The sequence below is a fragment of the Streptomyces sp. NBC_01689 genome (genome assembly GCF_036250675.1).
Lineage (GTDB): Bacteria > Actinomycetota > Actinomycetes > Streptomycetales > Streptomycetaceae > Streptomyces.
This window is the reverse complement of record NZ_CP109592.1, coordinates 8,189,074-8,212,344: the sequence shown is the minus strand read 5'-3', so window position 1 is coordinate 8,212,344 and position 23,271 is coordinate 8,189,074. Positions and strand designations below refer to the sequence as shown.

Annotated in this window: 22 protein-coding genes; 10 read left to right on the top strand and 12 right to left on the bottom strand. The window is 71.5% G+C overall.

The features are described 5' to 3' along the window. Positions 1-169: 169 nt before the first annotated feature. Both OG776_RS35315 and OG776_RS35310 read left to right on the top strand, forming a co-directional pair. On the top strand, positions 170-640 hold the full coding sequence (locus tag OG776_RS35315) for a DUF5709 domain-containing protein (protein ID WP_148008093.1): 471 nt from the start codon (positions 170-172) through the stop codon (positions 638-640). Between the two features lie 42 nt (positions 641-682). Continuing rightward, positions 683-967 (top strand): type B 50S ribosomal protein L31, encoded by a 285-nt coding sequence (locus tag OG776_RS35310; protein WP_148008092.1) that lies wholly within the window; start codon positions 683-685, stop codon positions 965-967. A gap of 104 nt (positions 968-1,071) precedes the next feature. Here the strand turns inward: OG776_RS35310 and OG776_RS35305 are convergent, their stop codons facing one another. Further along, a complete protein-coding gene (locus tag OG776_RS35305) occupies positions 1,072-1,866 on the bottom strand; it encodes a metal-dependent hydrolase (RefSeq protein WP_148008091.1) in 795 nt (264 codons plus the stop codon). Between the two features lie 145 nt (positions 1,867-2,011). Between OG776_RS35305 and OG776_RS35300 the strand changes: the two genes are divergently transcribed. Both OG776_RS35300 and OG776_RS35295 read left to right on the top strand, forming a co-directional pair. Then, positions 2,012-4,525 (top strand): DEAD/DEAH box helicase, encoded by a 2,514-nt coding sequence (locus OG776_RS35300; RefSeq protein WP_148008090.1) that lies wholly within the window; start codon positions 2,012-2,014, stop codon positions 4,523-4,525. 19 nt (positions 4,526-4,544) lie between these two features. Continuing rightward, positions 4,545-5,411 carry an acyl-CoA thioesterase gene (locus OG776_RS35295; protein WP_148008089.1) on the top strand — a complete coding sequence of 289 codons (867 nt, stop codon included), beginning with the start codon at positions 4,545-4,547 and terminating at the stop codon, positions 5,409-5,411. 23 nt (positions 5,412-5,434) lie between these two features. On the opposite strand, the gene OG776_RS35290 is transcribed toward OG776_RS35295, so the two are convergent. Then, positions 5,435-6,496, bottom strand: coding sequence for a DUF6397 family protein (locus OG776_RS35290; RefSeq protein ID WP_148008088.1), 1,062 nt, complete (start codon positions 6,494-6,496; stop codon positions 5,435-5,437). A 125-nt stretch (positions 6,497-6,621) separates the two neighbouring features. After that, on the bottom strand, positions 6,622-7,035 hold the full coding sequence (locus OG776_RS35285; protein ID WP_148008087.1) for a roadblock/LC7 domain-containing protein: 414 nt from the start codon (positions 7,033-7,035) through the stop codon (positions 6,622-6,624). 92 nt (positions 7,036-7,127) lie between these two features. On the opposite strand from OG776_RS35285, the gene OG776_RS35280 reads away from it, so the two are divergent. Next, entirely contained in the window at positions 7,128-7,556 is a 429-nt protein-coding gene (locus tag OG776_RS35280) for a PPOX class F420-dependent oxidoreductase (protein WP_148008086.1), read from the top strand. A gap of 220 nt (positions 7,557-7,776) precedes the next feature. Here OG776_RS35280 and OG776_RS35275 read toward each other — a convergent pair whose 3' ends face one another. The 5 genes from OG776_RS35275 to OG776_RS35255 all read right to left on the bottom strand — a co-directional run bounded on the left by OG776_RS35275 (position 7,777) and on the right by OG776_RS35255 (position 12,875). Beyond that, positions 7,777-8,382 (bottom strand): GTP-binding protein, encoded by a 606-nt coding sequence (locus OG776_RS35275; RefSeq protein ID WP_148008085.1) that lies wholly within the window; start codon positions 8,380-8,382, stop codon positions 7,777-7,779. 251 nt (positions 8,383-8,633) lie between these two features. Next, positions 8,634-9,029: a DUF742 domain-containing protein gene (locus OG776_RS35270; RefSeq protein WP_148008084.1), complete on the bottom strand. Its 396-nt coding sequence runs from the start codon at positions 9,027-9,029 to the stop codon at positions 8,634-8,636. After that, entirely contained in the window at positions 9,026-9,487 is a 462-nt protein-coding gene (locus tag OG776_RS35265; RefSeq protein WP_148008083.1) for a roadblock/LC7 domain-containing protein, read from the bottom strand. The genes OG776_RS35270 and OG776_RS35265 overlap by 4 nt, the downstream gene beginning before the upstream one ends. Further along, on the bottom strand, positions 9,484-12,042 hold the full coding sequence (locus tag OG776_RS35260; RefSeq protein WP_329323133.1) for a sensor histidine kinase: 2,559 nt from the start codon (positions 12,040-12,042) through the stop codon (positions 9,484-9,486). The genes OG776_RS35265 and OG776_RS35260 overlap by 4 nt, the downstream gene beginning before the upstream one ends. Positions 12,043-12,101: 59 nt before the next feature. Next, positions 12,102-12,875: an MHYT domain-containing protein gene (locus tag OG776_RS35255; protein ID WP_329323132.1), complete on the bottom strand. Its 774-nt coding sequence runs from the start codon at positions 12,873-12,875 to the stop codon at positions 12,102-12,104. Positions 12,876-13,027: 152 nt separating this feature from the next. Here OG776_RS35255 and OG776_RS35250 point away from each other — a divergent pair, with 152 nt between their 5' ends. Continuing rightward, on the top strand, positions 13,028-13,627 hold the full coding sequence (locus tag OG776_RS35250; protein ID WP_148008080.1) for a class I SAM-dependent methyltransferase: 600 nt from the start codon (positions 13,028-13,030) through the stop codon (positions 13,625-13,627). Between the two features lie 371 nt (positions 13,628-13,998). Here OG776_RS35250 and OG776_RS35245 read toward each other — a convergent pair whose 3' ends face one another. After that, entirely contained in the window at positions 13,999-14,889 is an 891-nt protein-coding gene (locus tag OG776_RS35245) for an oxygenase MpaB family protein (RefSeq protein ID WP_187285518.1), read from the bottom strand. 106 nt (positions 14,890-14,995) lie between these two features. Between OG776_RS35245 and OG776_RS35240 the strand changes: the two genes are divergently transcribed. Together OG776_RS35240 and OG776_RS35235 are read left to right on the top strand one after the other, a co-directional pair. Continuing rightward, positions 14,996-15,334, top strand: a complete 339-nt coding sequence (locus tag OG776_RS35240) for a hypothetical protein (protein WP_261994424.1) — start codon at positions 14,996-14,998, stop codon at positions 15,332-15,334. A gap of 137 nt (positions 15,335-15,471) precedes the next feature. Then, positions 15,472-16,368 carry a hypothetical protein gene (locus tag OG776_RS35235; protein ID WP_148008079.1) on the top strand — a complete coding sequence of 299 codons (897 nt, stop codon included), beginning with the start codon at positions 15,472-15,474 and terminating at the stop codon, positions 16,366-16,368. A gap of 134 nt (positions 16,369-16,502) precedes the next feature. Here OG776_RS35235 and OG776_RS35230 read toward each other — a convergent pair whose 3' ends face one another. Continuing rightward, a complete protein-coding gene (locus OG776_RS35230) occupies positions 16,503-16,685 on the bottom strand; it encodes a hypothetical protein (protein WP_329323131.1) in 183 nt (60 codons plus the stop codon). 138 nt (positions 16,686-16,823) lie between these two features. Then, positions 16,824-17,888, bottom strand: coding sequence for a fatty acid desaturase family protein (locus OG776_RS35225; RefSeq protein WP_329323130.1), 1,065 nt, complete (start codon positions 17,886-17,888; stop codon positions 16,824-16,826). Between the two features lie 246 nt (positions 17,889-18,134). On the opposite strand from OG776_RS35225, the gene OG776_RS35220 reads away from it, so the two are divergent. Further along, positions 18,135-20,987, top strand: a complete 2,853-nt coding sequence (locus OG776_RS35220) for a DEAD/DEAH box helicase (protein ID WP_329323129.1) — start codon at positions 18,135-18,137, stop codon at positions 20,985-20,987. Then, positions 20,984-22,297, top strand: a complete 1,314-nt coding sequence (locus OG776_RS35215; RefSeq protein WP_329323128.1) for an SWIM zinc finger family protein — start codon at positions 20,984-20,986, stop codon at positions 22,295-22,297. The genes OG776_RS35220 and OG776_RS35215 overlap by 4 nt, the downstream gene beginning before the upstream one ends. 192 nt (positions 22,298-22,489) lie before the next feature. On the opposite strand, the gene OG776_RS35210 is transcribed toward OG776_RS35215, so the two are convergent. Then, positions 22,490-23,143 (bottom strand): hypothetical protein, encoded by a 654-nt coding sequence (locus OG776_RS35210; protein ID WP_329323127.1) that lies wholly within the window; start codon positions 23,141-23,143, stop codon positions 22,490-22,492. Positions 23,144-23,271: the final 128 nt, after the last annotated feature.

Here is a 23,271-nt window from a genome sequence, read left to right as displayed (position 1 = left end):
CCTGTGGCGTTGCGCGGTGCCGAACCGGAGTGGAAGGCTGGATGTCGGCACCGATTCGGGGAGCGGCCGGGAACCACCCGGTTCGCGCGGGGCGGGGCCGGTGTCCAGTGACCGTGCCCGCCGTCGATCGCGGTGGGACCGGGCTCACCCGCATCACCTGGAGGTACCCGTGGAGAGCGCCGACGGATGGGGAGACGACGTCTACCAGCCTGACGGATCCGAGGTGCAGGACGACGCGGGGCTGCTCGACGTCGAGGACACCCTGGACTCCGACGGTGTGGGTGATCCTCTCGACCGTGGCTGGTCCCCGCCGGAGCGGCCGTGGGCGGTGGAGCACTCCGGCGTGACCGCTTCCGAACGTCGGCAGGGCGAGAGCCTGGACCAGCGACTCGCGGAGGAGCTGCCCGACATCGCCGAACCCGACGGGGACGGCATCGGCGACTACGAGGGCGGCGACGGAGAGCCTCTGGACAACGAGGTGGGGACCCTCCGCTCCGGACGTCTCGTCGCCCCCGACGAGGGGGCGCACGAGGACGACGAGAGCGGACTGATCGCCACCGACGTCGGCATCGACGGCGCCGCCGCCTCGGCCGAGGAGGCCGCCATGCATGTCGTCGACGAGGAGTCCCTGTCCGGCTGACCGGGTCTGGCCCGGCCTGCCCCTCCTAGGCAAGGAGCACCCATGCAGCAGGACAAGCAGCCCGACTACCACGCCGTGGTCTTCCGGGACCGGGCCGCCGGATTCGCCTTCCTCACCCGGTCCACGGCGACGAGTGAGCGGACGATCGAGTGGGACGACGGCGAGACCTACCCGGTCGTCGATGTCGAGATCTCGTCCGAGAGTCACCCGTTCTACACCGGCAAGGCCCGGACGGTGGACTCGGAGGGCCGGATCGCGCAGTTCGAGAAGCGCTACGGAGGCTCCGTACAGGGCGCGGACTGCGGGGACGACAAGGATCCGGCATGAGGCCCTGAGGCCGCCGCCACCCGCAATACCGCCACGCCCGTCACCGCCACGTCCGCCGGGTGCGGGGGCGCCGCCTCCGTCGGACGCGGCGCTCCGCCGGTCGGTCAGATGAAGTTCAGCGCCGCCGCGCAGCCCACCCCGCCCAGCAGCATGAACGCCGGCATGAGCACCTTCAGCTCGACCCAGCTGCCGGCCCGGAAGCGCATCACCTTGGGCGGGCCGATCGGGTACCAGCGCTTGCGGCCGAGCGGGATCGGCCACAAGATCGGGCAGCCCGACACCGTCAGCGCGTCCCCGATGTCGTGCACCAGCGCGCCCAGGACGATCGGCAGGCCCAGCCACAGGTACTCCTGGCCGGGCGCGGTGAACAGCCAGTCCGCCCCGTTGCCCGGCTTGTCCAGGATCCCGGCGAGGATCCAGGCGCTGGTCGCGGCCAGCAGCCAGACCAGGACGTCGCTGCTGGACCCGCGCGCGGCCCGCCACAGCAGCCCCTCGATCGCGAGCACCATGTGGATGAACAGGATCGCCAGGACCGCCCAGCGGCCGCCGGTGATGGCCACCACCGAAGACCCCGCGCCGATCAGCACCGCCCACAGCCAGGTGTGCGTCAGTGTGCGGTGGCCACCGGAGCGCCGCGGGTCGCCCGGCTTGCGTGTCGATTTGTAGACGGCGTACGAGAGCTTGTCGACGATCTCGCAGAGCCCGCGTGAGATCGGCCCGAAGGCCCTCGAGATGGTCGCGGCCTTGTGGTCCAGGTCGGGGGCGAGCGCGGCCCCCGCGCAGATGAGGGCTCCGACGAGGAGGACCGGCCAGGGCATGGTGTGACCGGTGGCGGCGGCCGCCGCCCCGACACCGAGCCAGGCCGCGGCCCCCGACAGTGAGTGTGCTGGTCCCATCATGGCCGTTCCCCGCCCCATTCCGCTTGTAGCGCTGTCCAGTTGCCCGCGTCCGGTGACGCTTCACCGGCGCCACAGCGTAACGTTCGTGATCTTCGGCCGAACATCCGATTCCCCCATCGAGCGGGTCGACAGGCAAGATGGGGGCGTGACCCTTATCGATCAGCTGCCGCAGACCGCAGATCCCGACGCCCTCTACGAAGCCTTCGAGTCGTGGGCCGGGGAACGTGGTCTCACCCTCTACCCCCACCAGGAGGAGGCGCTGATCGAGGTGGTCTCGGGGGCCAACGTGATCGTCTCGACCCCCACCGGCTCGGGGAAGAGCATGATCGCCGCGGGTGCGCACTTCGCCGCGCTCGCCCGGGACGAGGTCACCTTCTACACGGCGCCGATCAAGGCGCTCGTCTCGGAGAAGTTCTTCGAGCTGTGCAAGATCTTCGGCACCGAGAACGTGGGCATGCTCACCGGCGACGCCTCCGTCAACGCCGACGCCCCCGTCATCTGCTGTACCGCTGAGGTGCTGGCGTCCATCGCGCTGCGCGACGGCAAGCACGCCGACGTCGGCCAGGTCGTCATGGACGAGTTCCACTTCTACGCGGAGGGCGACCGCGGCTGGGCCTGGCAGATCCCGATCCTGGAACTTCCCCAGGCGCAGTTCATCCTGATGTCCGCGACACTCGGCGACGTCTCGATGTTCGAGAAGGACCTCACCCGGCGCACCGGCCGCCCCACCTCGGTGGTCCGCTCGGCGACCCGGCCCGTGCCGCTCTCCTACGAGTACGTGCTGACCCCGTTGACGGAGACGCTCACCGAGTTGCTCGCGACCAGGCAGGCCCCGGTCTACATCGTCCACTTCACCCAGGCGCAGGCCGTGGAGCGGGCACAGGCGCTGATGAGCATCAACATGTGCACCCGGGAGGAGAAGGACCAGATCGCCGATCTGATCGGCAACTTCCGGTTCACCACCAAGTTCGGCCAGAACCTCTCCCGCTACGTGCGGCACGGAATCGGTGTCCATCACGCCGGCATGCTCCCCAAGTACCGTCGGCTGGTCGAGAAGCTCGCCCAGGCCGGCCTGCTGAAGGTCATCTGCGGCACGGACACCCTCGGTGTCGGTGTCAATGTGCCGATCCGCACCGTGCTGTTCACCGCGCTGACGAAGTACGACGGCAACCGGGTCCGCACGCTGCGCGCCCGTGAGTTCCACCAGATCGCGGGGCGCGCCGGGCGGGCGGGTTTCGACACGGCGGGGTTCGTCGTCGCGCAGGCGCCCGAGCACGTGATCGAGAACGAGAAGGCCCTCTCCAAGGCGGGCGACGACCCGAAGAAGCGTCGCAAGGTGGTGCGCAAGAAGGCTCCCGAGGGCTTCGTCGGGTGGACGGACAGCACCTTCGAGAAGCTCATCGCCTCCGAGCCCGAGCCGCTCACCTCCCGCTTCCGGGTGACCCACACGATGCTGCTGTCGGTCATCGCCCGGCCGGGCAACGCCTTCGAGGCGATGCGGCATCTGCTGGAGGACAACCACGAGCCCCGCAAGCAGCAGTTGCGGCACATCCGGCGGGCGATCGCGATCTACCGCTCGCTCCTGGACGGCGGCATCGTCGAGAAGCTGGACACGCCGGACGCCGAGGGCCGCATCGTGCGTCTCACCGTCGACCTTCAGCAGGACTTCGCGCTCAACCAGCCGCTGTCGACCTTCGCGCTGGCCGCGTTCGACCTGCTGGACCCCGAGTCCCCGTCCTACGCGCTCGACATGGTGTCCGTCGTGGAATCGACGCTGGACGACCCTCGGCAGATCCTCGCGGCCCAGCAGAACAAGGCCCGGGGCGAGGCGGTGGCCGCCATGAAGGCGGACGGCGTCGAGTACGAGGAGCGCATGGAACGGCTCCAGGACGTGTCGTACCCCAAGCCGATGGAAGAGCTGCTGTTCCACGCCTACAACACCTACCGCACGAGCCACCCGTGGGTCGGTGACCATCCGCTGTCGCCGAAGTCCGTGATCCGTGACATGTACGAACGTGCCATGTCCTTCACCGAGTTCGTCTCCTTCTACGAGCTCGCGCGGACCGAGGGCATCGTGCTGCGCTACCTGGCGAGCGCCTACAAGGCCCTGGAACACACCGTCCCGGACGACCTCAAGTCCGAGGACCTGGAGGATCTGATCGCCTGGCTGGGCGAGTTGGTGCGCCAGGTCGATTCCAGCCTGCTGGACGAGTGGGAGCAGCTCGCCAACCCGGAGGAGATGACGGCCGAGGAGGCCCAGGAGAAGGCGGACCAGGTCAAACCGGTCACCGCGAACGCCCGTGCCTTCCGTGTCCTCGTCCGCAACGCGATGTTCCGCCGCGTCGAACTCGCGGCGCTCGACAACGTCGACGAGCTGGGCTCGATGGACGCCGACTCCGGCTGGGACGCCGATGCCTGGGGCGAGGCGATGGACAAGTACTGGGACGAGTACGAGGACCTCGGCACCGGCCCGGACGCCCGCGGCCCCAAGCTGCTGTCCATCGTGGAGGAGCCGCAGAACAGCCTGTGGCGCGTTCGCCAGACCTTCGCCGACCCGAACGGCGACCACGACTGGGGCATCAGCGCGGAGGTCGACCTGACGGCGTCCGACGCGGAGGGCCGTGCCGTCGTCAAGGTCACCGACGTCGGCCAGTTGTGAGCACAGGAGAATCCCACGCATGACGAACCCAGCCGAGAGACTCGTCGACCTGCTCGACCTGGAGAAGATCGAGGTCAACATCTTCCGGGGCCGCAGCCCCGACGAGTCACTGCAGCGTGTCTTCGGTGGCCAGGTGGCGGGCCAGGCGCTGGTCGCCGCCGGGCGCACCACCGAGGGCGACCGGCCGGTGCACTCGCTGCACGCGTACTTCCTTCGGCCGGGCAGGCCGGGCGTGCCGATCGTGTACCAGGTCGAACGGGTCCGGGACGGGCGCTCTTTCACCACCCGGCGGGTCACCGCCGTGCAGCAGGGACGCACGATCTTCAATCTGACCGCCTCCTTTCACAAGCCTGAGGAAGGAACCTTCGAGCATCAGTTGCCGCCGGCCCGGGAGGTCCCCGACCCCGAGTCGCTGCCGACGCTGCCGCAGGAGATCTCCCAGCACCTGGGCACGCTGCCGGAGGCGTTGGAACGCATGGCGCGCCGCCAGCCGTTCGACATCCGGTACGTGGACCGGCTGCGCTGGACGCCGGACGAGATCAAGGACGCGGAGCCGCGCAGCGCCGTGTGGATGAGGGCCGTGGGGCCGCTGGGCGACGACCCTCTCGTGCACACCTGTGCTCTCACGTACGCGAGTGACATGACCCTTCTGGACGCCGTCCGTATTCCGGTGGAACCGTTGTGGGGTCCGCGTGGTTTCGACATGGCCTCGCTCGATCACGCCATGTGGTTCCACCGGCCGTTCCGGGCGGACGAGTGGTTCCTGTACGACCAGGAGTCGCCCATCGCGACCGGCGGTCGAGGGCTGGCCCGCGGGCGCATCTACGACCGGAAGGGACGACTGCTCGTCTCCGTCGTCCAGGAAGGTCTGTTCCGGGCGCTGTAGCCAGGCCGCGAACTGCCGCGCCGTCAGGCGTCTCTGCGGCGCAGCCACCCGAACAGGCCCCGCGGTCGCCCGTCCTCCCCGGGCTCGGGCGGGTTCTCAGGCAGGACCGTCTCGGAGCGCGGGACGACCGTCGGGGACAGGATCGGCACCGCGACGGCGCGTACCGCGGCTACGGGTCCCGAGACTGAGCCGGTCGGAGCGAAGGCGGCGGCCTCGGCGACGGGAACCGGTGGAGAGCCCGGCACCGTGGGGTGTTCCTCCGCGGACGGCCCCGCCGGTTCCGGGACGACGCCGGTTCGGGCCCTCGGGGTGGGACGCGGAGCGGGGTGTGCCTCCCGGGCTTCGGCGACGGCGTGACCGAGGTCGGCGCGGAGCCAGCTGATCTCGTCGGGGTCGTCGGCCGTCATGATCCGGGAGACGAGGTACGCGGCGGGCGAGTCCGGCGCGCCGTGCCCGGGTCGTTCGGGACGGAAGCGGTTCAGGCAGGCACGCTCGTACGGATCCCTGATCACCTCGGCCAGCTGGGCGGGTTCGAGCAGCGAGGCCACGACCGCCGCCCTGGCCCAGGGGTCCTCGGCCTGGCGCAGCAGGAATCCCATGTGCCGTCCGCGCCAGTTGCGGGGCCGGAGGTCCAGGCCCGCCCCCAGCTGGTCGCGCAGTCCCTCGGGCATACGGCCCCTGAGCAGCGGGACGTTCTGCCTCTCGGCCGGGAAGCGGCGCAGCTCCTCGGCCAGATAGAGCCAGACCACGGCCCTGTAACGGTTCACATAGAACTTCACCGGCACCACCAGGCCCAGGCGGGCGAGGCGCGTGAACCTGGCGGTGGAGACGCCCATGAGGGCGGCACCCTCCGTCGTACCCACGGCCTTGACCCGCTCCCTCAGCGCTTCGGGGAAGCCTTCCTGGGACCGCACGCGGTCGATCTCCGCCCGGGTGACCCGGCGGCCCGCTCCCCCTTCGTCGGGGACGGTGCGTACGTATCCGAGATGCACGGCCAGGTCGAACTCGCCGCGCCGGAGATCGAGCTCCCGGGCCGCGCGGGCGAGCGACCATGTGACGGACTGGGTGACGGTGTTGCCTGACATGACGGTCTCCCCCGTGGAGTGCGGTGCTCGCGCCGTGTGCGCTCGCCTCGGGAAAAACCGTAGCCGGATCGGAAGAGTTCGTGGCGGGCCTGTGGATAACTCCACGGCGGGCACGTCCTCGCAGGTCAGGAGTCCCGTGTAGGTGATCGTTCCGGCTGACGTGTGTCCACTCGGAGGTGTTCACCGACACGGTTCACCAGCAGGGTCATCTCGTACGCGACCTGACCGATGTCGGCCTCCGCGGCGCTGAGGACGCACAGGCAGCTGCCGTCGCCCGCCGCGGTGACGAAGAGCACCGCTTCGTCGAACTCGATCATCGTCTGGCGTACCTGACCGGCGCCGAAGTGCCGGCCGGAGCCCTTGGCCAGACTGTGCAGACCCGACGAGACCGCCGCCAGGTGTTCGGCGTCCTCGCGCCGAAGTCCCTTGCTCGCGCCGGTGACCAGCCCGTCGTTGGAGAGCACCAGCGCATGGCGCACGTGTTCGACCCGTTCGGTCAGATCGTCCAGCAGCCAGCCGAGTTTTGTGTTCTGCTCCATGTCCGTCTCCCCGTGTGGTGACTCCTCCTGTGCGGAGGATTCGACCAGCCAGCCTTCACCACGGCCGCCCTCCGGGCAAGGAGGATGGTGGCATGGCACAGAAGATGACCGACGAGCAATGGCGGGCCTTCGTCTCTGAGGGGACCCGCACCGCGAAATTGTCGACCGTCCGGGCGGACGGCAGCCCACATGTGGCACCGATCTGGTTCCTGCTGGACGGCGACGACCTGGTCTTCAACACCGGGAAGGAGACGGTGAAGGGACGGAACCTGGCCCGTGACGGCCGAGTCGCCCTCTGCGTGGACGACGACCGGCCTCCGTTCGCCTTCGTGGTGCTGGAGGGACGGGCCGAACTGTCCGAGGATCCGGAGGAGTTGCGTCAGTGGGCCGCCCGCATCGGTGGGCGCTACATGGGTGAGGACCGGGCCGAGGAGTTCGGGAAACGCAACGGTGTGCCGGGTGAACTCCTCGTCCGCGTACGCATCGACAAGGCCGTCGCCTTCTCCGCGTTGGCGGGCTAGCGAGGAGTCGTTCGGATCGGGCCCACGGTGAGAGCGGTACCTTCCGGTCGAGTCGCCGGGGCACCGCGCCACCACGCCCCTCGCTGGGTACGCGGGCGTCGCCTCGACGCGACGGCCGCGTGCCCCGGACAACGCCCCCTGGGCCCCTCGTCCGTGAGTTCCGCAGACGTCCATGAAACGCGGTGTCTCCGGCGTCCCGACGGCTCCCGCGTCCCCGGTGTCAGCCGACGGAGTCGAGCAGTCGGGCGGTGTGCACCCGCCCGGCATACTCCACCAGGCGGATCAGTACCTCCTTCCCGGAATCGCGGTCACGGGCGTCACAGAGCACCACCGGCGTGCCCCGGTCGAGGTCGAGGGCGCGGGACACGTCCTGGGCTCCGTAGGCCCGGGCGCCCGCGAAGCAGTTGACGGCTACCACGAACGGGATGTGCCGGTGCTCGAAGTAGTCCACCGCCGGGAAGCAGTCCTCGAGTCGCCGGGTGTCGGCGAGGACGACGGCGCCGAGCGCGCCCAGAGACAACTCGTCCCACAGGAACCAGAACCGGTCCTGGCCGGGGGTGCCGAAGAGGTAGAGGGAGAGGCCGGAGCGGATGGTGATGCGGCCGAAGTCCATGGCGACGGTGGTCGTGGATTTGCGGTCCACCCCCTCGGTGTCGTCCACCGACTGGCCCGCCTCGCTGAGCAGTTCCTCGGTGCGCAGCGGTCGGATCTCGCTGACCGCGCCCACCAGGGTGGTCTTTCCCACGCCGAACCCGCCGGCGACCAGGATCTTCAGGGCCAGCGCGGACGACTCGGCGGCCGAGGCGTCGGAGTTCTCGGTGACCATCGATCACTTCCCTCGGGAGTGCCGACACAGGTCGGCGTGACCCGTCCGCGCACGATGGGACGGGACCCAGGTGCGGGGCGGGCGCTTCGGTGCGTTCGGTACATGTCTGCGGGTGGGTGAAGTCAGCATCATGGCAACTGCGGCTCCCTCGCGAAGGAACGGACCACAAATGGAGCGTTGCGACCGTCTCTCGGCTGTTCGGCGCCCGGAAGTGGGCGCAAGCGGTTACGGGCCGGGCCGACATCGTTCATCTAGAGCGCCCTCAGCCCTGCGATCACCTCATGGAGGATCCGCTCGTCGGGCAGTTGCGCGGGCGGCACCGGGCGGCTGACCGTGATACGACCGCGTTCCAGCAGGTCGCCCAGCAGCACCCTGACCACACCCACCGGAAGGTCGGTGTCCGCGGCGAGCTCGGCGACCGACTGCGTCTCGGTCCGGCACAGGTCGATGAGGTGGCGGTGCTCCGGCCCGAGCAACGAGTCGTCGTCCGCGTCGGCTGCGTCCGTGACGAGGGTCACCAGGGCGATCAGGTCGAAGTGCGCCCCCGTGGGCCCGGCTTGGGTGCGGCCGCCCGTCATCGCGTACGGACGGACGAGGGGCCCTGCCTCGTTGTCGTACCACTGGCTGCCCGCCGTCCCCTCGCTCATCCGTATCGGCCTTCCTCGGCGGATCCGGCGACGGGTGGCTGGGAAGCCGCGCGCGGAGGTGCGTGGAGATGTTCGCCGACCCGTTTGACCAGCCGTGCCATCTCGTAGGCCACCAGCCCGATGTCGGCGGTCGCGGCGGTGAGGACGGAGAGACACGAGCCGTCGCCCGCCGCCGCCACGAGCAGGAAGCCGTCGTCCATCTCGACCAGCGTCTGGCGAACGCCTCCGGCACCGAAGTGACGGCCCGCGCCCTTCGCCAGGCTGTGGAATCCGGAGGCGACGGCGGCCAGATGCTCGGCGTCTGCGCGGAGGAGACCGGTGGAGGCGCCCACCGCCAGCCCGTCGTTCGACAGCACCACCGCGTGCCGTACTTCGGCCACACGGAGCACCAGGTCGTCCAGCAGCCAGTCGAGTTCGCCGGATCTCTGGGCGGCCCGCGGGCTCGGGTCCTGAATCATGCGGGGTCTCCTTCGCCGCTGTCGCCACCCGCGTCGGGGGCCGTGGTGCCGCCGGGACCGGAGGTCCGGCCGCTGCCGCGCGCCCAGCCGTCGCGGTAGGCGGTCATCCGGTCCCGTACGAGTTCGGGGGTGCGGGTGTCCTCGCGCCGGGGACCGGGCACATGCACCGGCTCCTCGGGGCGCTGTTCGCGCAGTTGGGGTGCGAGGCTGGCCTGCCGTACGCGCCTGGGAAGGCTGTCGTCACCGTCCGAATCCTCCGGAGGGCGGTGCGGCCGCAAGGCGGTGACTCCAGGGGGCGGTGTTTCGGGGGCCGGGCCCGCGGGGGCCTCAGCGGACGTCCGCACGGGGGCCACGAGAACGGGCCGCTCAACGGGCGCCTGGAGGACGGTCTCGCTCTCGGGGGCCGCCGGCACGCGCGCGTACCCCCGTTCCTTGGGACCTTCGGTGTCCGCCTCACTGGGGGACCGTTCCGCCGAACCCGCCTGCAGGAGTGCCGTAGGGAGGAGCACGACCGCGGTGGTGCCTCCGTAGGGCGAGGTCCGCAGATGCACCTTGATGTCGTGCCGGGCGGCGAGCCTGCTGACCACGAAGAGACCGAGCCGGTCGCTGTCGGACAGGTCGAGCGTCTCGGTCTCCTCGATGCGCCGATTGGCCTCGTCGAGCGTTTCCTTGCCCATGCCGAGGCCGCGGTCCTCGACCTCCAGGGCGAAGCCGTTGCCGACCGCCTCGCCGGTGATACGGACATGGGTGTGCGGCGGCGAGAACTGCGCGGCGTTCTCCACGAGTTCCGCCAGGAGGTGGGTGAGGTCGGCGACGGCGGCGCCGACGACGGACGTCTCCGGGAACTGCCGCACCTCCACGCGCGCGTAGTCCTCGATCTCGGACACGGCCGCACGGACCACGTTCGTGAGCGGGACCGGCAGGCGCCAGGCCCGGCCGGGAGCCGCGCCCGACAAAATGATGAGGTTCTCCGCGTGGCGCCGCATACGGGTGGTGAGGTGGTCGAGCCTGAAGAGGTCGCCCAGCTCGTCCGGGTCGTCGGACCGGCGCTCCATGCTGTCCAGCAGGCTCAGTTGGCGATGCACGAGCACTTGGCTGCGGCGAGCGAGATTGACGAAGACCCCCGAGATGCCGCTCGCGAGTTCCGCGCGTTCGACCGCGGCACGCAGGGCGGCCCGGTGGACGGTGCCCAGGGCCTCCGCGACCTGACCGGTCTCGTCCTCGGCGGGCGGCCCCGGCGGCGCCTCGGCCCGGACGTCGATCTCCTCGCCCGCGCGCAGTTTGCGCATGGCGTCGGGGAGTTTGCGCCGGGCGATCTCTAGGGCGCTGTTACGCAGGGCCACCAGTTCGACGACCAGACCGCGGCCGATGCGCACGGAGATGACGAGTGACGCGGCGACGGCGGCGAGCCCGAACAGCACGGCGGCGCCGGCGGGCGTCCGCAGACCGTGGGTCAACGGGTAGGCGCGGCCTTCGACGCCTCGGCCCGCGTCGGCCCCGATGGTGCGCATGGCGTCGCGTACGCGCGCGTGGGACGCGTTCCAGTCCGTCTCCGGCGCGGCGGCGAGGGCGGCGGCCCCCGGTCGGGACGCGAGCGCCCGGTCCTCGACGGCGCCCACGTCCGTGTACGCGCTCCCGCTCATGAGGTCCTGCCAGAAGGCCTGTTCGGTTCCCCTCAGGTCCACTACGGACGCGTCGGTCAGTGCACGGCGGGTGGCGACGGCCTCGGTGAACAGCCGCAGCCGTCGACCGTCGAGCGTGCCCGCGAGCCGTGCGCCGGACAGCACCGCGTCCTCCTGGGCGAGTGCCTCGCCCGCCCGGGAGAACTCGAGGAGCACGCGCGCCTCGGACCCCGGACCCGGGTCCTGGACGCTGGTGAGGGCGCCCGTCACGGCGAAGGCCGACGAAATGACCTTGGTGTACTCCCCGTAGGCGTCGTCCCAGCCGGTCCGGCGTTCCCGTACGGCGCCGCGCAGTGTGCGCAGGTTCTCCGCCGCGGTGACGAAGGAGCCGAGGCGGCCGGCCACCCCGTTGGGCAGGTCGGCTCCGTCGGCGACGGTGTTCTGGTCGCCCAGCCGTAGTTTCGCCACCGCGCGGTCGGTGCGCGCGGCGAGGGTCGTGAGGTCTCCCCGCCGCTCGGATCGAGGGTCGGTCGCGTACCGGACGGAAACCGTCCGTTCGGTCTGCAGCGCGGTGACGGCGGCGTCGATCGGCACACGGATCATGGAGTCCACGCGTTGCAGCTGTCTCAGTCGCGCGACGTCCTGGGCCGTGGTCACCGTGGCGTACGCCCACAGGGCGAACAGGGAGACGACCGGCACCATCAACAGGCAGATGATCTTGGCCCGTACGGTGCGGGGACGCGGACTCCATCGAGCCGCGCGTCGTGGGACCGCGTCGGGCCGGGAGGCTGTCCCGCCCTCCCTCGCGCGGGCGTCCTCGTCGAGGTCGCCGTACTCGTCGGCGGGCGGTCGGGCGTGGGCACGGCGGCCCCGCGCCGGAGTGCGGGACGGCGACTCGGTGCCGGGTGCGGGGGTTGTACGGGGTGTACGCATGGCCTCCTCACTCGATGATCGGGGCGTTCCGGGCGGGTCCGCCCGGCACCGGGAAGTGGCTAGTGGGTGGTGCTCCCGACCGGCCGCTGGGCCGCCGCGGTCGCCTCGCGCTCGCGAGCCGTGGGCGACAGCGCGACGAACGCCGATGTCAGGAATAGATAGGACCCGAGGCCGACGGCGAGGGGGAAGACGAACTGCATCACCGCGGCCCCGGGAAGGGCGGTCGCGGAGGGGCTGACGCGGACGCTCACCGCCAGCATGCCGGTGTAGTGCATGCTGCTCACGGCGCCTCCCATGACGAGCGAGGCGCCGACGACCGCGACGGGTGACTTGATGTTGAGGCCCGCCCACAGCGCCGCGGTGGCCGCGACCACCGCGATCGCCACCGAGAGCCCGACGAGCATCGGGTCGTAGCGCACCGAACCGTGCAGGCGCAGCGCTGCCATCCCCAGGTAGTGCATGCTCGCGACGCCGAGCCCGGTGGTGAGCCCGCCGAGGGCGAGCGCACGTCCCCGGCCGCGGCCGTAGCCGACGGCGAAGACACCCGCGCCGACGACGACGAGGGCGACGAGCAGACTGAGGATGGTCAGCGGGACGTCGTAGCGGATCTCCGTGCCGCTGACGCTGAAGCCGAGCATCGCGACGAAGTGCATCGTCCAGATGCCGGTGGCGATCGCCGAGGCGGCGGCGAGGAGCCAGTTGCGGCGCGCGCGTCCGGTGGCGCCGAGCGCGCGGACCGTGCAGCGCAGCCCGAGAGCGGCGCCGGTGCAGGCCATCGCGTACGACAGCACGGGGGTCAGCCAGCCGAAAGAGGCGTGGTCCAGGTGTCCCATGGCCCACGGACGCTAGCCCGACCCGGGGCGCACAAGGGGGGTGCATTTCGAAAGGTGTTGCAATATGACGCAGATGGACAGGCAGCCGATCGCGTCCCGCCCGAACGTGTGCGCAGCGTCGTCCTTCGTGTCGGTGCGGGATCATGCGGTGCATGAGCGACGACCACACACACGTCCGGGAGTTCTTCACCGCGCGCGCCGCCGACTGGGATGCGAGATTCCCCGACGACGGGCCCGCCTACGCGGCGGCGGCGGCTGAACTGGGCCTGCGCGAGGGCGACCGGGTGCTCGACGCGGGCTGCGGCACCGGGCGCGCCCTGCCTCCGCTGCGAGCGGCCGTGGGACCCTCCGGGACGGTCATCGGGGTGGACCTGACCCCGGCGATGCTGACGGCCGCCGTACGGGCCGGCCGGGATCGCGTGGGGCGGTTGCTGCTCGCCGATGTCGCCGCCCTGCCGCTGCGCAGCGCGTCGCTGGACGCCGTGTTCGGCGCGGGCCTCATCGCCCACCTCCCGAACCCGGAGGCCAATCTGCGGGAGTTGGCGCGGGTGGTCCGTCCCGGCGGCACGCTGGCGTTGTTCCATCCGATCGGCCGGGCGGCGCTCGCGGCCCGCCAGGGTCGCCGGATCACGACGGAGGATCTGCGCGCGGAGTCCCATCTGCGTCCTCTGCTGGCGGGATCCGGCTGGGACATGACGTCGTACGTCGACGAGGACGCACGCTTCCTGGCTCTCGCCGTGAAAAGGAGTTGAGCCTCAGGCCGTTGCGGCGATCTCCGCGACGAGGCGTCCCGGGTGTCGAACATGGTGTCGTGACCCACTCCCGGAATCTTCACCACACGCACACCGGACGCCTCCAGTTCTTTCCTGTCGTCCCGTTCGCCGCTTGTTCCACCGGAGGTGCTGGCGGGCACGCGCGCGTGGCCGCCCCTCTCGACGTACTCCCTCCAAGTACACGTCCATGCCGCTGCCGCCGGCTCGCGTTCCTGGAAGGGCCGGTGAGCCTCGCCTGCGACCGGCCCTCGTACGCCGAGGATCTGGACGGTCCCCTCAAGCGCGGCGTCCTCACCGCCGCGCAAACCTCGGGCACACCCGAACCGTGAAGGCCGCGGGCCGGGATCGGCTCAGTCGACGCGTGGACCGGGTGAGGCCGGGCAGCCGCGCACGCCCGGTACCGGCCAGGTGCCAAGGTCGGCCACGCGGTAGCCGTTCGGGTAGCCCTTGATCTCCCGGTTCTGCCGGGCGTGGTGCGGGGTCCGGCGCGGCGGCAACAGCCGGACCAGACGGCCGCGAGCCCGTACCGCCCGGCGGACCAGGGCGCGGGTGACGGGGCCCGGCGGTTCGTACCGGAACGCCCGCAGCAAGGGCTCGTCGAGCAGGGCGAGCGTCGAGGCGCGCAGCAGGGGCGCGAGGGGACGTGGGTACCAGGAGGCCATCAGGTCGAGGGTCGCGTCGGAGACACGGCGCGCGCCCGCGTCCCACCCGAAATGGGCCTCTTCGTAGGCGTCGAGACACGCCTCGAACTCCTCGTACGTCTCCGGGACGTCCTCGATGCCCATGCGCTGCCCCAGGGTGCGGTAGTGGACGGCGGACGCGACGACCTCGTGCTGTGACAGCCTGCGCCACCCGTAGGCGTCGATCCATCGTCTGGGGACGACCACGAAGGTGCAGAGCACGTACCGCATGTCCGCGTTGCTGATGTCGTAGCCGCGGTGCATCGCGTTGATGCGGCGGATCGCGGTGCGTCCTTCCCCGGAGTCGAAACCGTGCTCGACGACGGCATCCAGAAGCAGCGCGGTGTCGTCGTAGCGCTTCTGGGTGCGGTCGGTGAGTTCCGCCGTCTCGGCGAGCAGCCGCCCGATGCCGGGCACGGCGTAGGTGCGGAAGAGGGCCAGTTCCAGGGCGCGGGTGAGGTCCCAGGGGAATTCGTGGGCGGAGGTGAGCCGGTAGATCTCCGACGCCTCCGCGCGCGGGTCCATCCGCCGGATCTGTTCGAGTCGCGCGTAGCGCTTCACCGTGCCGTCCCCCTTCTGCCTCCGAGGCTTCAACTCTACGTTGAGTAGCAGCAGATGAACGGTCAGCGATGACGGCCCCGCAGGGGAAGGCGGCGCGATGTCCGGCATGGTCACCAGATTCCGCGTGTGGTGGGACTCCAAGACGGCCGGGTCGGCCGGGACGGCCCGGACGGCCGAAGGCCGGGAGCCCGTGGAGGGACGCCCCGAGGAGCAGCGCCCGAAGAGGCGTGCGCACAACCTGTTCGAAGCGGCCGCGGCCTATGTGTCGGCGTGCGCGGAGGACGACCAGGAACGGATCGATGAGGCGGCGGCCTGGGTGTCGCCCGAGGCTCTGTCGTTCGGGGTCAACGAACTGGCCTGCCGTGCCGTCATCGCCCTGGCGCGCGAGCGCGACGAGTCACCCCGTACCGTGGCGCGGACGCTGCTGGGTCTGCCGACCGGCTGACGGGCCGGTGACCCGCGACGGTCGTTTCGCCCCTGTCCAGCCGGATACCTGCAGCTCCGCGTGGTCTTCGGACCCGTGACAAGCGGCTTCCGGTCGCACTAGGGTGCGCCGACGAACGTAGCGATGGGGAGGTTGGGATGTCTGGGACGGACGATGACGCCGTCGCCACCGGGGACGACGATGCGCTGTATGTGCTGACGGCGGTGCTGCTGACGCCCGCGAAGTTCCCCAGCGTGCTGGGTGACGACTACCCGGAGGCCTGCGCCGCGCTCGACCTGGCGCCCCTGGCCGACGGGTACGGGATCGTGCTCGGGCAGGACGGCGACGGCGCGCGGTGGACGGTCGTCATCGACGACGTGTCGTTGGTCGCCGTCGCCATCGCGTCCTGGGACTGCGGTATGGAGCACGAGCTGTCCCCCGACGAGCGGACGGTCGTCTGCGCGCTGCCCGGCTGGCCGCTCGCGGTCGCCGTCGCGGCGCCGGGAGTCCCTGCCCCGCACGACCCCGCTCCCGAACTCACCGAGCGGGCGGCGCTGAGGCCGCCGGACACCACGGACTGGGGGCCGGCCCAACGGCGTCTCGGCGCCGACGAGATCGCCCTCCAGTGGGCGACGTGGCGGGAACAGATCGACGACGACGAGTTCGTCACGGCGAGCAGCGGGGCCGAGTCGAAGCAGGAAAGCCCGGACGAGAGCCAGGACGAGGCTCTGGACGGGCCGCGGGGCGAGAGCGCCTCTCCGGACGAGTCCGGGAGCGAGGACGGCGGCCGAAAGGGAATCCGCCGGGTGCTCGCGGAGGCGCGGTCCTACGTGGACACGCCGCCGCCGCTCGGGCGTGTCCGCTCGTCGTTCGCCACCGGCGACGCCCGGACCCTGCGGGCGGACGGGCCGGGCTGGTCCATGGTCGCCAGAACGGACGACATCGCGTTCGTCCTGCTGGACGACGAACCGGGCGAGGTCCTGCCCGTCGGACGCGGCCCGGAGCTGCCCGGTCTTCTGGAAGCACTCGACAAGATGGCCGTCCGCCCGAGCTGAGCGACCGTGCCGCGCGACCACCGCGGACGGTGCGTGCCACCCGCGCGGGAGACGTGCTCCCGTCGGTCCCGCGAGCGGCAGCACGAACCGTCTCCTCCCGTGAGCCGGCCCCGGTCACGCCGGGCCGGCGACCCTCAGCGGCCGAGCTCCTTGCGGGTGATGCGGCGCAGCCGACGCCGCTGCGAGGGGTCCAGCGTCAGGTACGCGGCCGCCGGCACCCCCACCACGATCAGGAAGGCGGCCCACCAGGGCAGCCAGATCAGCAGGATGAGGCCGACGGCCACACCTCCTACGGCGATCTTCGCGTTCTTCGACATGTGTCGCCTCCTTCGCGGCTACTGCCGCTCTCTGTCGTGAAAACGGGTGCGCGTCCTCGTCCGTTCCAGTGCGCGACCCTGAGACATCCCTGAGGCGCCCCCCTACTCACCCCCGAGTACTCCGGAACGTGCCCCGTCCTAGCGCGGCTGCCCGGTCCTGAGCGGCTCACCGACCTCGTACATGTGGCGCAGGGCCTGCCGGTAGGAGTCGACGAGCCCGGTCTCCGCATAGGGGATACCCAGTTCCCGGCAGTGTGCCCGTACCAGCGGCTGCGCGCGCCTCAGATGGGGCCGGGGCATGCTCGGGAACAGGTGGTGCTCGATCTGGTAGTTGAGGCCGCCGAGGAACCAGTCGGTGAGGGCCGCACCACGGACGTCGCGTGAGGTGAGCACCTGGCGTCGCAGATGGCCCCAGCGTTCTCCGTCCGGGTCCGGCATCTCCATGCCCTTGTGGTTCGGCGCGAAGGCCATTCCCAGGTGCAGGCCGAAGAGTGCCTGGTGCAGTGCGGCGAAGGCCAGTGCCTTGCCCGGGGACATGGAGGTGAGCAGCAGCGTCGCGTAGGCCACGACGTGCGCCACCAGCAGCAGCGCCTCCACCACCCGCTCGCGCGGCGCCTGCCTGCGCAGGTCCCGGAAGCCGCTGACCTTCAGCGCGACACCCTCCAGGAGGGTGAGCGGGAAGAAGAGCCACGCCTGGTTGCGGGTGAGCCAGCGCCGCAGACCGACCCGCTTCTCGGCCTGCTCCCCGGTGAACACCAGGACGTCGGCGACGACGTCGGGGTCCTTGTCGATGTGATTGGGATTGGCGTGGTGGCGGTTGTGTTTGTCGTTCCACCAGCCGTAGCTCATCCCCAGGAGGAGGTTGCCGTGGATCAGTCCGATCGAACGACCCGCCTTCTTGTCGGCGGTGATCTGCGCGTGGCCCGCGTCGTGGCCTATGAAGGCCGTCCGGGCCGAGAACACGGCGAGCGGCGGGGCGAGGAGCGTCGTCCACCACGTGTCGCCGAGCAGGACGACGCCGGACACGATCGCCGCCAGGAAGAGCGCGTTCACGAGGATGGTGAGCGTGTACCAGCCCCGGCGTCGTTCCAGGAGACCCTGTTCCCTCACGACGCGCAGGAGAGGCGCGAACTCGCTTCCCGGGGACTGCCCGACGTCTGCCTCAGCAGGGTGTTCCACGACGGCTGCGGCGGTGTCGGGCATGGTGGGTCTCCGCTTCTCTCGGGCATGGGCTGACCTGATGAAACGTACGAATCGGCACCCGTCCGCAGCCATGGCGCCATCACCCGGATACGTACGGAGGCACCCCCCGCCCGTACCGGGGGGTTATCCGCACCCCTAGGGGGCGATCCCGCGTCTCGAAGCGACGCCATGTCCGCCCGGGCGCGCGAAGTCCTGTACCCTCGGCGACTCCGACCCAGTAGTCAAATTTGAGGAATGCTCATCGCCGTGCAGAGAATTCCTGCGGCCACACCCGCCGAGATCTCCGAACTGGCCCGCTGCTGTGCCGTCTTCACACCCGCCGAACCCGCGCGCGCCGGCCAGGTCGCCTTCTGGCGTCCCGCGCGAGACGCCCCTCCGACGGTGGCGCCGGGCACCGCCCGGGAGCTGACCGTCGTCCTGCCCGGAGGCGACGGCGTCGAGCTGGTGACCGTGCCGGCCGTCGAACTGCCCGTCCGGGCCGCGCTGCCGGTCCTCACACGCGCGCGTGCCGCCGCGCGGGCACACCGGGCGACCGCGTTCTGGGGCGCCGCGTCCGTGCTCGCCCTCCAGTTCGCCGCTCGCGGTCTGCTGCTCCCCGGACTCACCGCCGACGACCACGACGCCTGGCGCGCGGGACCGCTGCGCGCCGACGACCTGGAACGCGTGCGTGAACTCGCCGCCGCGATGCCACCCGAGGCACGCGCCGTTCCGGTCGGCGACCTCACGCCACCGCGGCTGCCCGATCCCGAGCGGCTGCTGCGCGCCTTTCTCGACGCGGTGGCCGACGCGCTGCCCCGCTCCCCCGCCGCGTCGCTCGCCGCGGGCGGTCCGGCCTTCGCGGCTCCGGAGCCTCAGCATGTGCCGCAGCAGCGCGCCTGGGCAGCGGATGTGGCCGCGGGGCACGACGCGGGTGTACGCGTCTCCCTGCGCGTAGAGATCCCGGGCTTGACCACGGTCGGGGCGACAGGCCCGCCCATGTCGTTCCGCGGGGTGCTGCAAGTGCACCGGGTGAGCGATCCGGGCGTCGTCACGGACGCGTCCGCGGTCTGGTCCGGTGCGCCGGGTTTCGGCCCACGCGCGCGGACGGACGTCCTGCTCGCCCTGCGCCGGGCGGCTCACGCCTGGCCCCCGCTCGCTCCGCTGCTCGCGGCGGCGGTCCCGGACGCCGTGGACCTCGGGGACGAGGAGGTGACCGAGCTCCTGGGCGACGGCGTCCGCCTGCTGGGGTCGGCCGGCGTCGACGTGCACTGGCCGCGGGAACTGGCACGCGGACTGTCCGCCCGCGCGGTCGTCGGTCCGTCCGACGAGGGGCAGGGACCCGAGAGGCTGTCGACCGACACACCGTCGTACCTGTCCGCGGACGCGCTGCTCGCCTTCGACTGGCGGTTCGCGCTGGGCGATCAGCAGCTCACCCGGCAGGAGTTGGACCTGCTCGCCGAGACGAACCGTCCCATGGTGCTGCTACGCGACCAGTGGGTGCTCGTGGACCCCGACGAGGTGCGCCGTGCCCAGGCGCTGCGGGACCGCAAGGTCACGCCCGTCGACGCGCTCAGCGCCGTCCTGACGGGCTCCGCGGAGGTCGAGGGCCACCGGGTCGACGTGGAGCCCACGGGGTGGCTGGCGACGCTGCGGGAGCGGCTCGCGGACCCCGAGTCGCAGGAGCCCGTCGGCCCGCCCGCCACGCTCGACGCCACCCTGCGGGACTACCAGCTGCGCGGTCTCGGCTGGCTCGCGCGGATGACCTTCCTGGGGCTGGGCGGCTGTCTCGCCGACGACATGGGCCTCGGCAAGACGGTCACGCTGATCGCTCTGCATCTGCACCGGCAGACCGAGGAGGCGACCACCGGTCCGACGCTCGTGGTCTGCCCGGCCTCCCTGCTGGGCAACTGGCGGCGCGAGATCGAGAGGTTCGCCCCTGGCACACCGGTACGCCGCTTCCACGGCGCTCTGCGCGGCCTCGAAGACCTGGCGGCCGGGGAGTTCGTGCTCACCACGTACGGCACGATGCGGCTCGACGCGGTACGGCTCGGCGGGGTGCCCTGGGGCATGGTCGTCGCCGACGAGGCGCAGCACGTCAAGAACCCCTACTCGGCGACGGCCAGGGCACTGCGTACCATCGGAGCACGCGCGCGCGTGGCGCTCACCGGGACCCCGGTGGAGAACAACCTGTCGGAACTGTGGGCGATCCTGGACTGGACGACCCCGGGCCTGCTCGGAAGCCTCGGCTCCTTCCGCACGCGGTACGCGCAGGCCGTCGAGGGCGGTCAGGATCCGGCCGCCTCCGAGCGGCTCGCCCGGTTGGTCCGCCCCTTCCTGCTGCGACGCCACAAGTCGGATCCGGGCATCGCTCCCGAGCTGCCCCCGAAGACGGAGACCGACCGCGCCGTCGCGCTCACGGCGGAGCAGACGGGGCTGTACGAGGCGGTGGTGCGCGAGACTCTCGCGGAGATCTCGGGCGCGGACAGCATGGCGCGCCGCGGCCTGATCGTGAAGCTGCTCACCGCGCTGAAGCAGATCTGCAACCACCCGGCGCAGTACCTCAAGGAGGACACGCCGACGATTCCCGGCAGGTCCGGGAAGCTCGAACTGCTGGACGAACTGCTCGACACGATCCTCGCCGAGGGCGCGGGTGTCCTGGTCTTCACCCAGTACGTACGGATGGCGCGCCTCATCGAACGGCATCTCGCGACCCGTGGTGTACCGACCCAGTTCCTGCACGGAGGGACGCCCGTCACCGCGCGGGAGGCGATGGTCCGGCGCTTCCAGGAAGGCGACGTCCCCGTCTTCCTGCTGTCGTTGAAGGCGGCCGGCACGGGCCTGAACCTGACACGCGCCGAGCACGTCGTGCACTACGACCGCTGGTGGAATCCGGCGGTGGAGGCGCAGGCCACCGACCGCGCGTACCGCATCGGACAGGACCGGCCCGTACAGGTGCACCGGCTGATCGCCGAGGGCACCATCGAGGACCGCATCGCCGAGATGCTGCGACGCAAACAGCGGCTGGCCGACGCGGTGCTGGGCGCCGGCGAGACGGCCCTCACGGAACTGACCGACACCGAACTGGCCGAGCTGGTGGAACTGCGAGGGGAAGCGCGATGACGGACTCCGCCGAGGAGCGCACGTTCGCGGCGCTGCCCGCCCCGCACGGGCAGGGCTTCGCGCACACGTGGTGGGGCCGCGCGTGGGTGAAGGCGTTGGAGGACGCTGCACTGGACTCCCAGCAGCTCAAGGCGGGTCGCAGGCTCGCGCGCGCGGGGGCGGTGGGGGCCGTGTCGGTGCGTCCGGGGCGTATCACCGCCGTCGTCCGGGATCGCGATCACAGCACGCACCGGGCCGACGTCCTGCTGCAGGAACTGGCCGACGAACAGTGGGACCGGTTCCTCGACATGACCGCCGAACGGGCCGGACACGTCGCGGCGCTCCTCGACCGCGAGATACCGGCGCATCTGGTCGAGGAGGCGGCGGACGCCGGCATCGACCTGCTCCCCGGGCTCGGTGACCTGGAGGCCGACTGCGACTGCGGGGCTTGGGACCACTGCGGGCACACCTCGGCGCTCTGCTACCAGATGGCACGTCTGCTGGACCACGACCCGTTCACCCTGCTGCTCCTGCGCGGGCGCGCCGAGCGGACCCTGCTCGACGAGCTCCAACGGCGCGGCGATCGCGACGGCGGCGCCGACGCACCCGGCCTGCCCGCCGGACGGCGGTCCCAGGGAGGGCCGGATTCCCCTCACCGGGGTGAATCCGCCGCCGAGGCGTACGCGGCCGGTGACATCCTGCCGCCCCTGCCCTCGCTTCCCGCACCTCCCGCGGGGCCCGGACGGCCGCCGTCCTTGGAGACCGGGACCGCTCCCGCACCCGGTGTCGACCCGGCAGCCCTGGAGTTCCTGGCCGGGGCGACGGCGGCCGAGGCGTACCGGCTGCTGGTCCGGGCGGTCGCGCCGGGCCACGGATCGCAGCCGCCCGAGGAGGAACTGACACCGGAGCAGGACGCCGTCCGTCTCGCGGCTGCCGCTCCGGACGCGCCGGTCGCCGAGCGGCTCGCCCTTGGATCGGGGCGGGACCAGCGGGGGCTGACGCTCGCGGTGCGTGCCTGGCAGGCGGGTGGTGTGGCGGCCCTGTCCGTGCTCGAGGACGAGTGGACCGTGGAGGGGGACGCACTCGCCCGCGCGCGTGCCGCACTGGCGAGCGCCTGGGACGAGGGCGAGCGGCCCTCTCTGGTCGAGTCCCGCAACCGGTGGACCGTGGCGGGTGCTCCGGTCCAGATCCGCCTGGGACGGGACGGCCGGTGGTGGCCGTACCGCGAGGAGTCCGGCCGTTGGACGCCGTCGGGACAGCCGGTCGGGGATCCGGCCACGGCGCTCGCGCTGGCGGCGGGAGACCGGCACGGAGTCCCGTCGGACGCGTGACGCCGCGCGCCCCGCGTGTCGAGGCCGATCGCACCGGCCTCCTCCGCTGCCCCCAGAGGGGCCGGGTCCTGGGGTTCGTTCTCGTACGGCACGCACGCGTGCGGCTCGGTAGGGGGCACGCGTGCGTGCCGGTCATCGAGTGGTGCGCTGAAACTGCCCCTGCGCCCGGTGGTGCGTGAACCCGCGCGACGGTCAGGTCAGGGGCGCGGTCAGCCTGTGCGTACCGTCGCCGATGTCCGCGGCCAGACTGCAGGTCACCTTGTCGATGCCCGTCCCGTAGGTGTCGGGATCCGGGTACTGCACCAGGGTGCCGCGGACGGTACCTGACGACTGTCGCGCCGCTTTGCGCTCCAGAGGCGCCTCGCAGAGGGCCGAAGCGGCCTTCTTGAGGGCGGCGTCCGTGGAGTAGGTGCCGTCGAGTTCGGCCACCTTGACGACTTCCGCGTCGTGCGGGGTGCCGCACCGGCGCTTGGCGGCCTGCCCGGGACGCGCCTCGCTGGTGTCGAAGCAGTCGCCCGTCGTCAGCATGTAGTAGGGCACTTCGTCGTCGGCCAGGTCCGGGACGAGCGACTGGAGACCGCTCGACAGATCGCTCGGCAGGCCGCTGGGCAGACCGCTCGGCAGTTCCGAAGGCAACTCCGAGGGCAGCCCTGAAGGCAGCTCGCTGGGCAGTTCGCTCGGCAGCCTGCTGGGCAGTCCGGAGGGGAGGTTCAAGGACGGCGAGGGTGAGCTCCCGGTGCCGCCGGTGGTCCCGGTGGGCCCCTTCTTGCCGGGCTTGTCGTCGCCTCCCCCCGCCAGCAGGATCACGACGACGACGGCTCCGAGGGCCACGACCGCGACGAGCACCAGGAACAGCGGATTACGGCGGCGCCGTCCTCCACGATGCCCGCCAGGGCCACCGGGCGGCGGTGGCGGGTGCCATCCACCGCCGTTCTGCGACGGCGGGCCGAAACCCGCTGACGGGGATCCGTGGT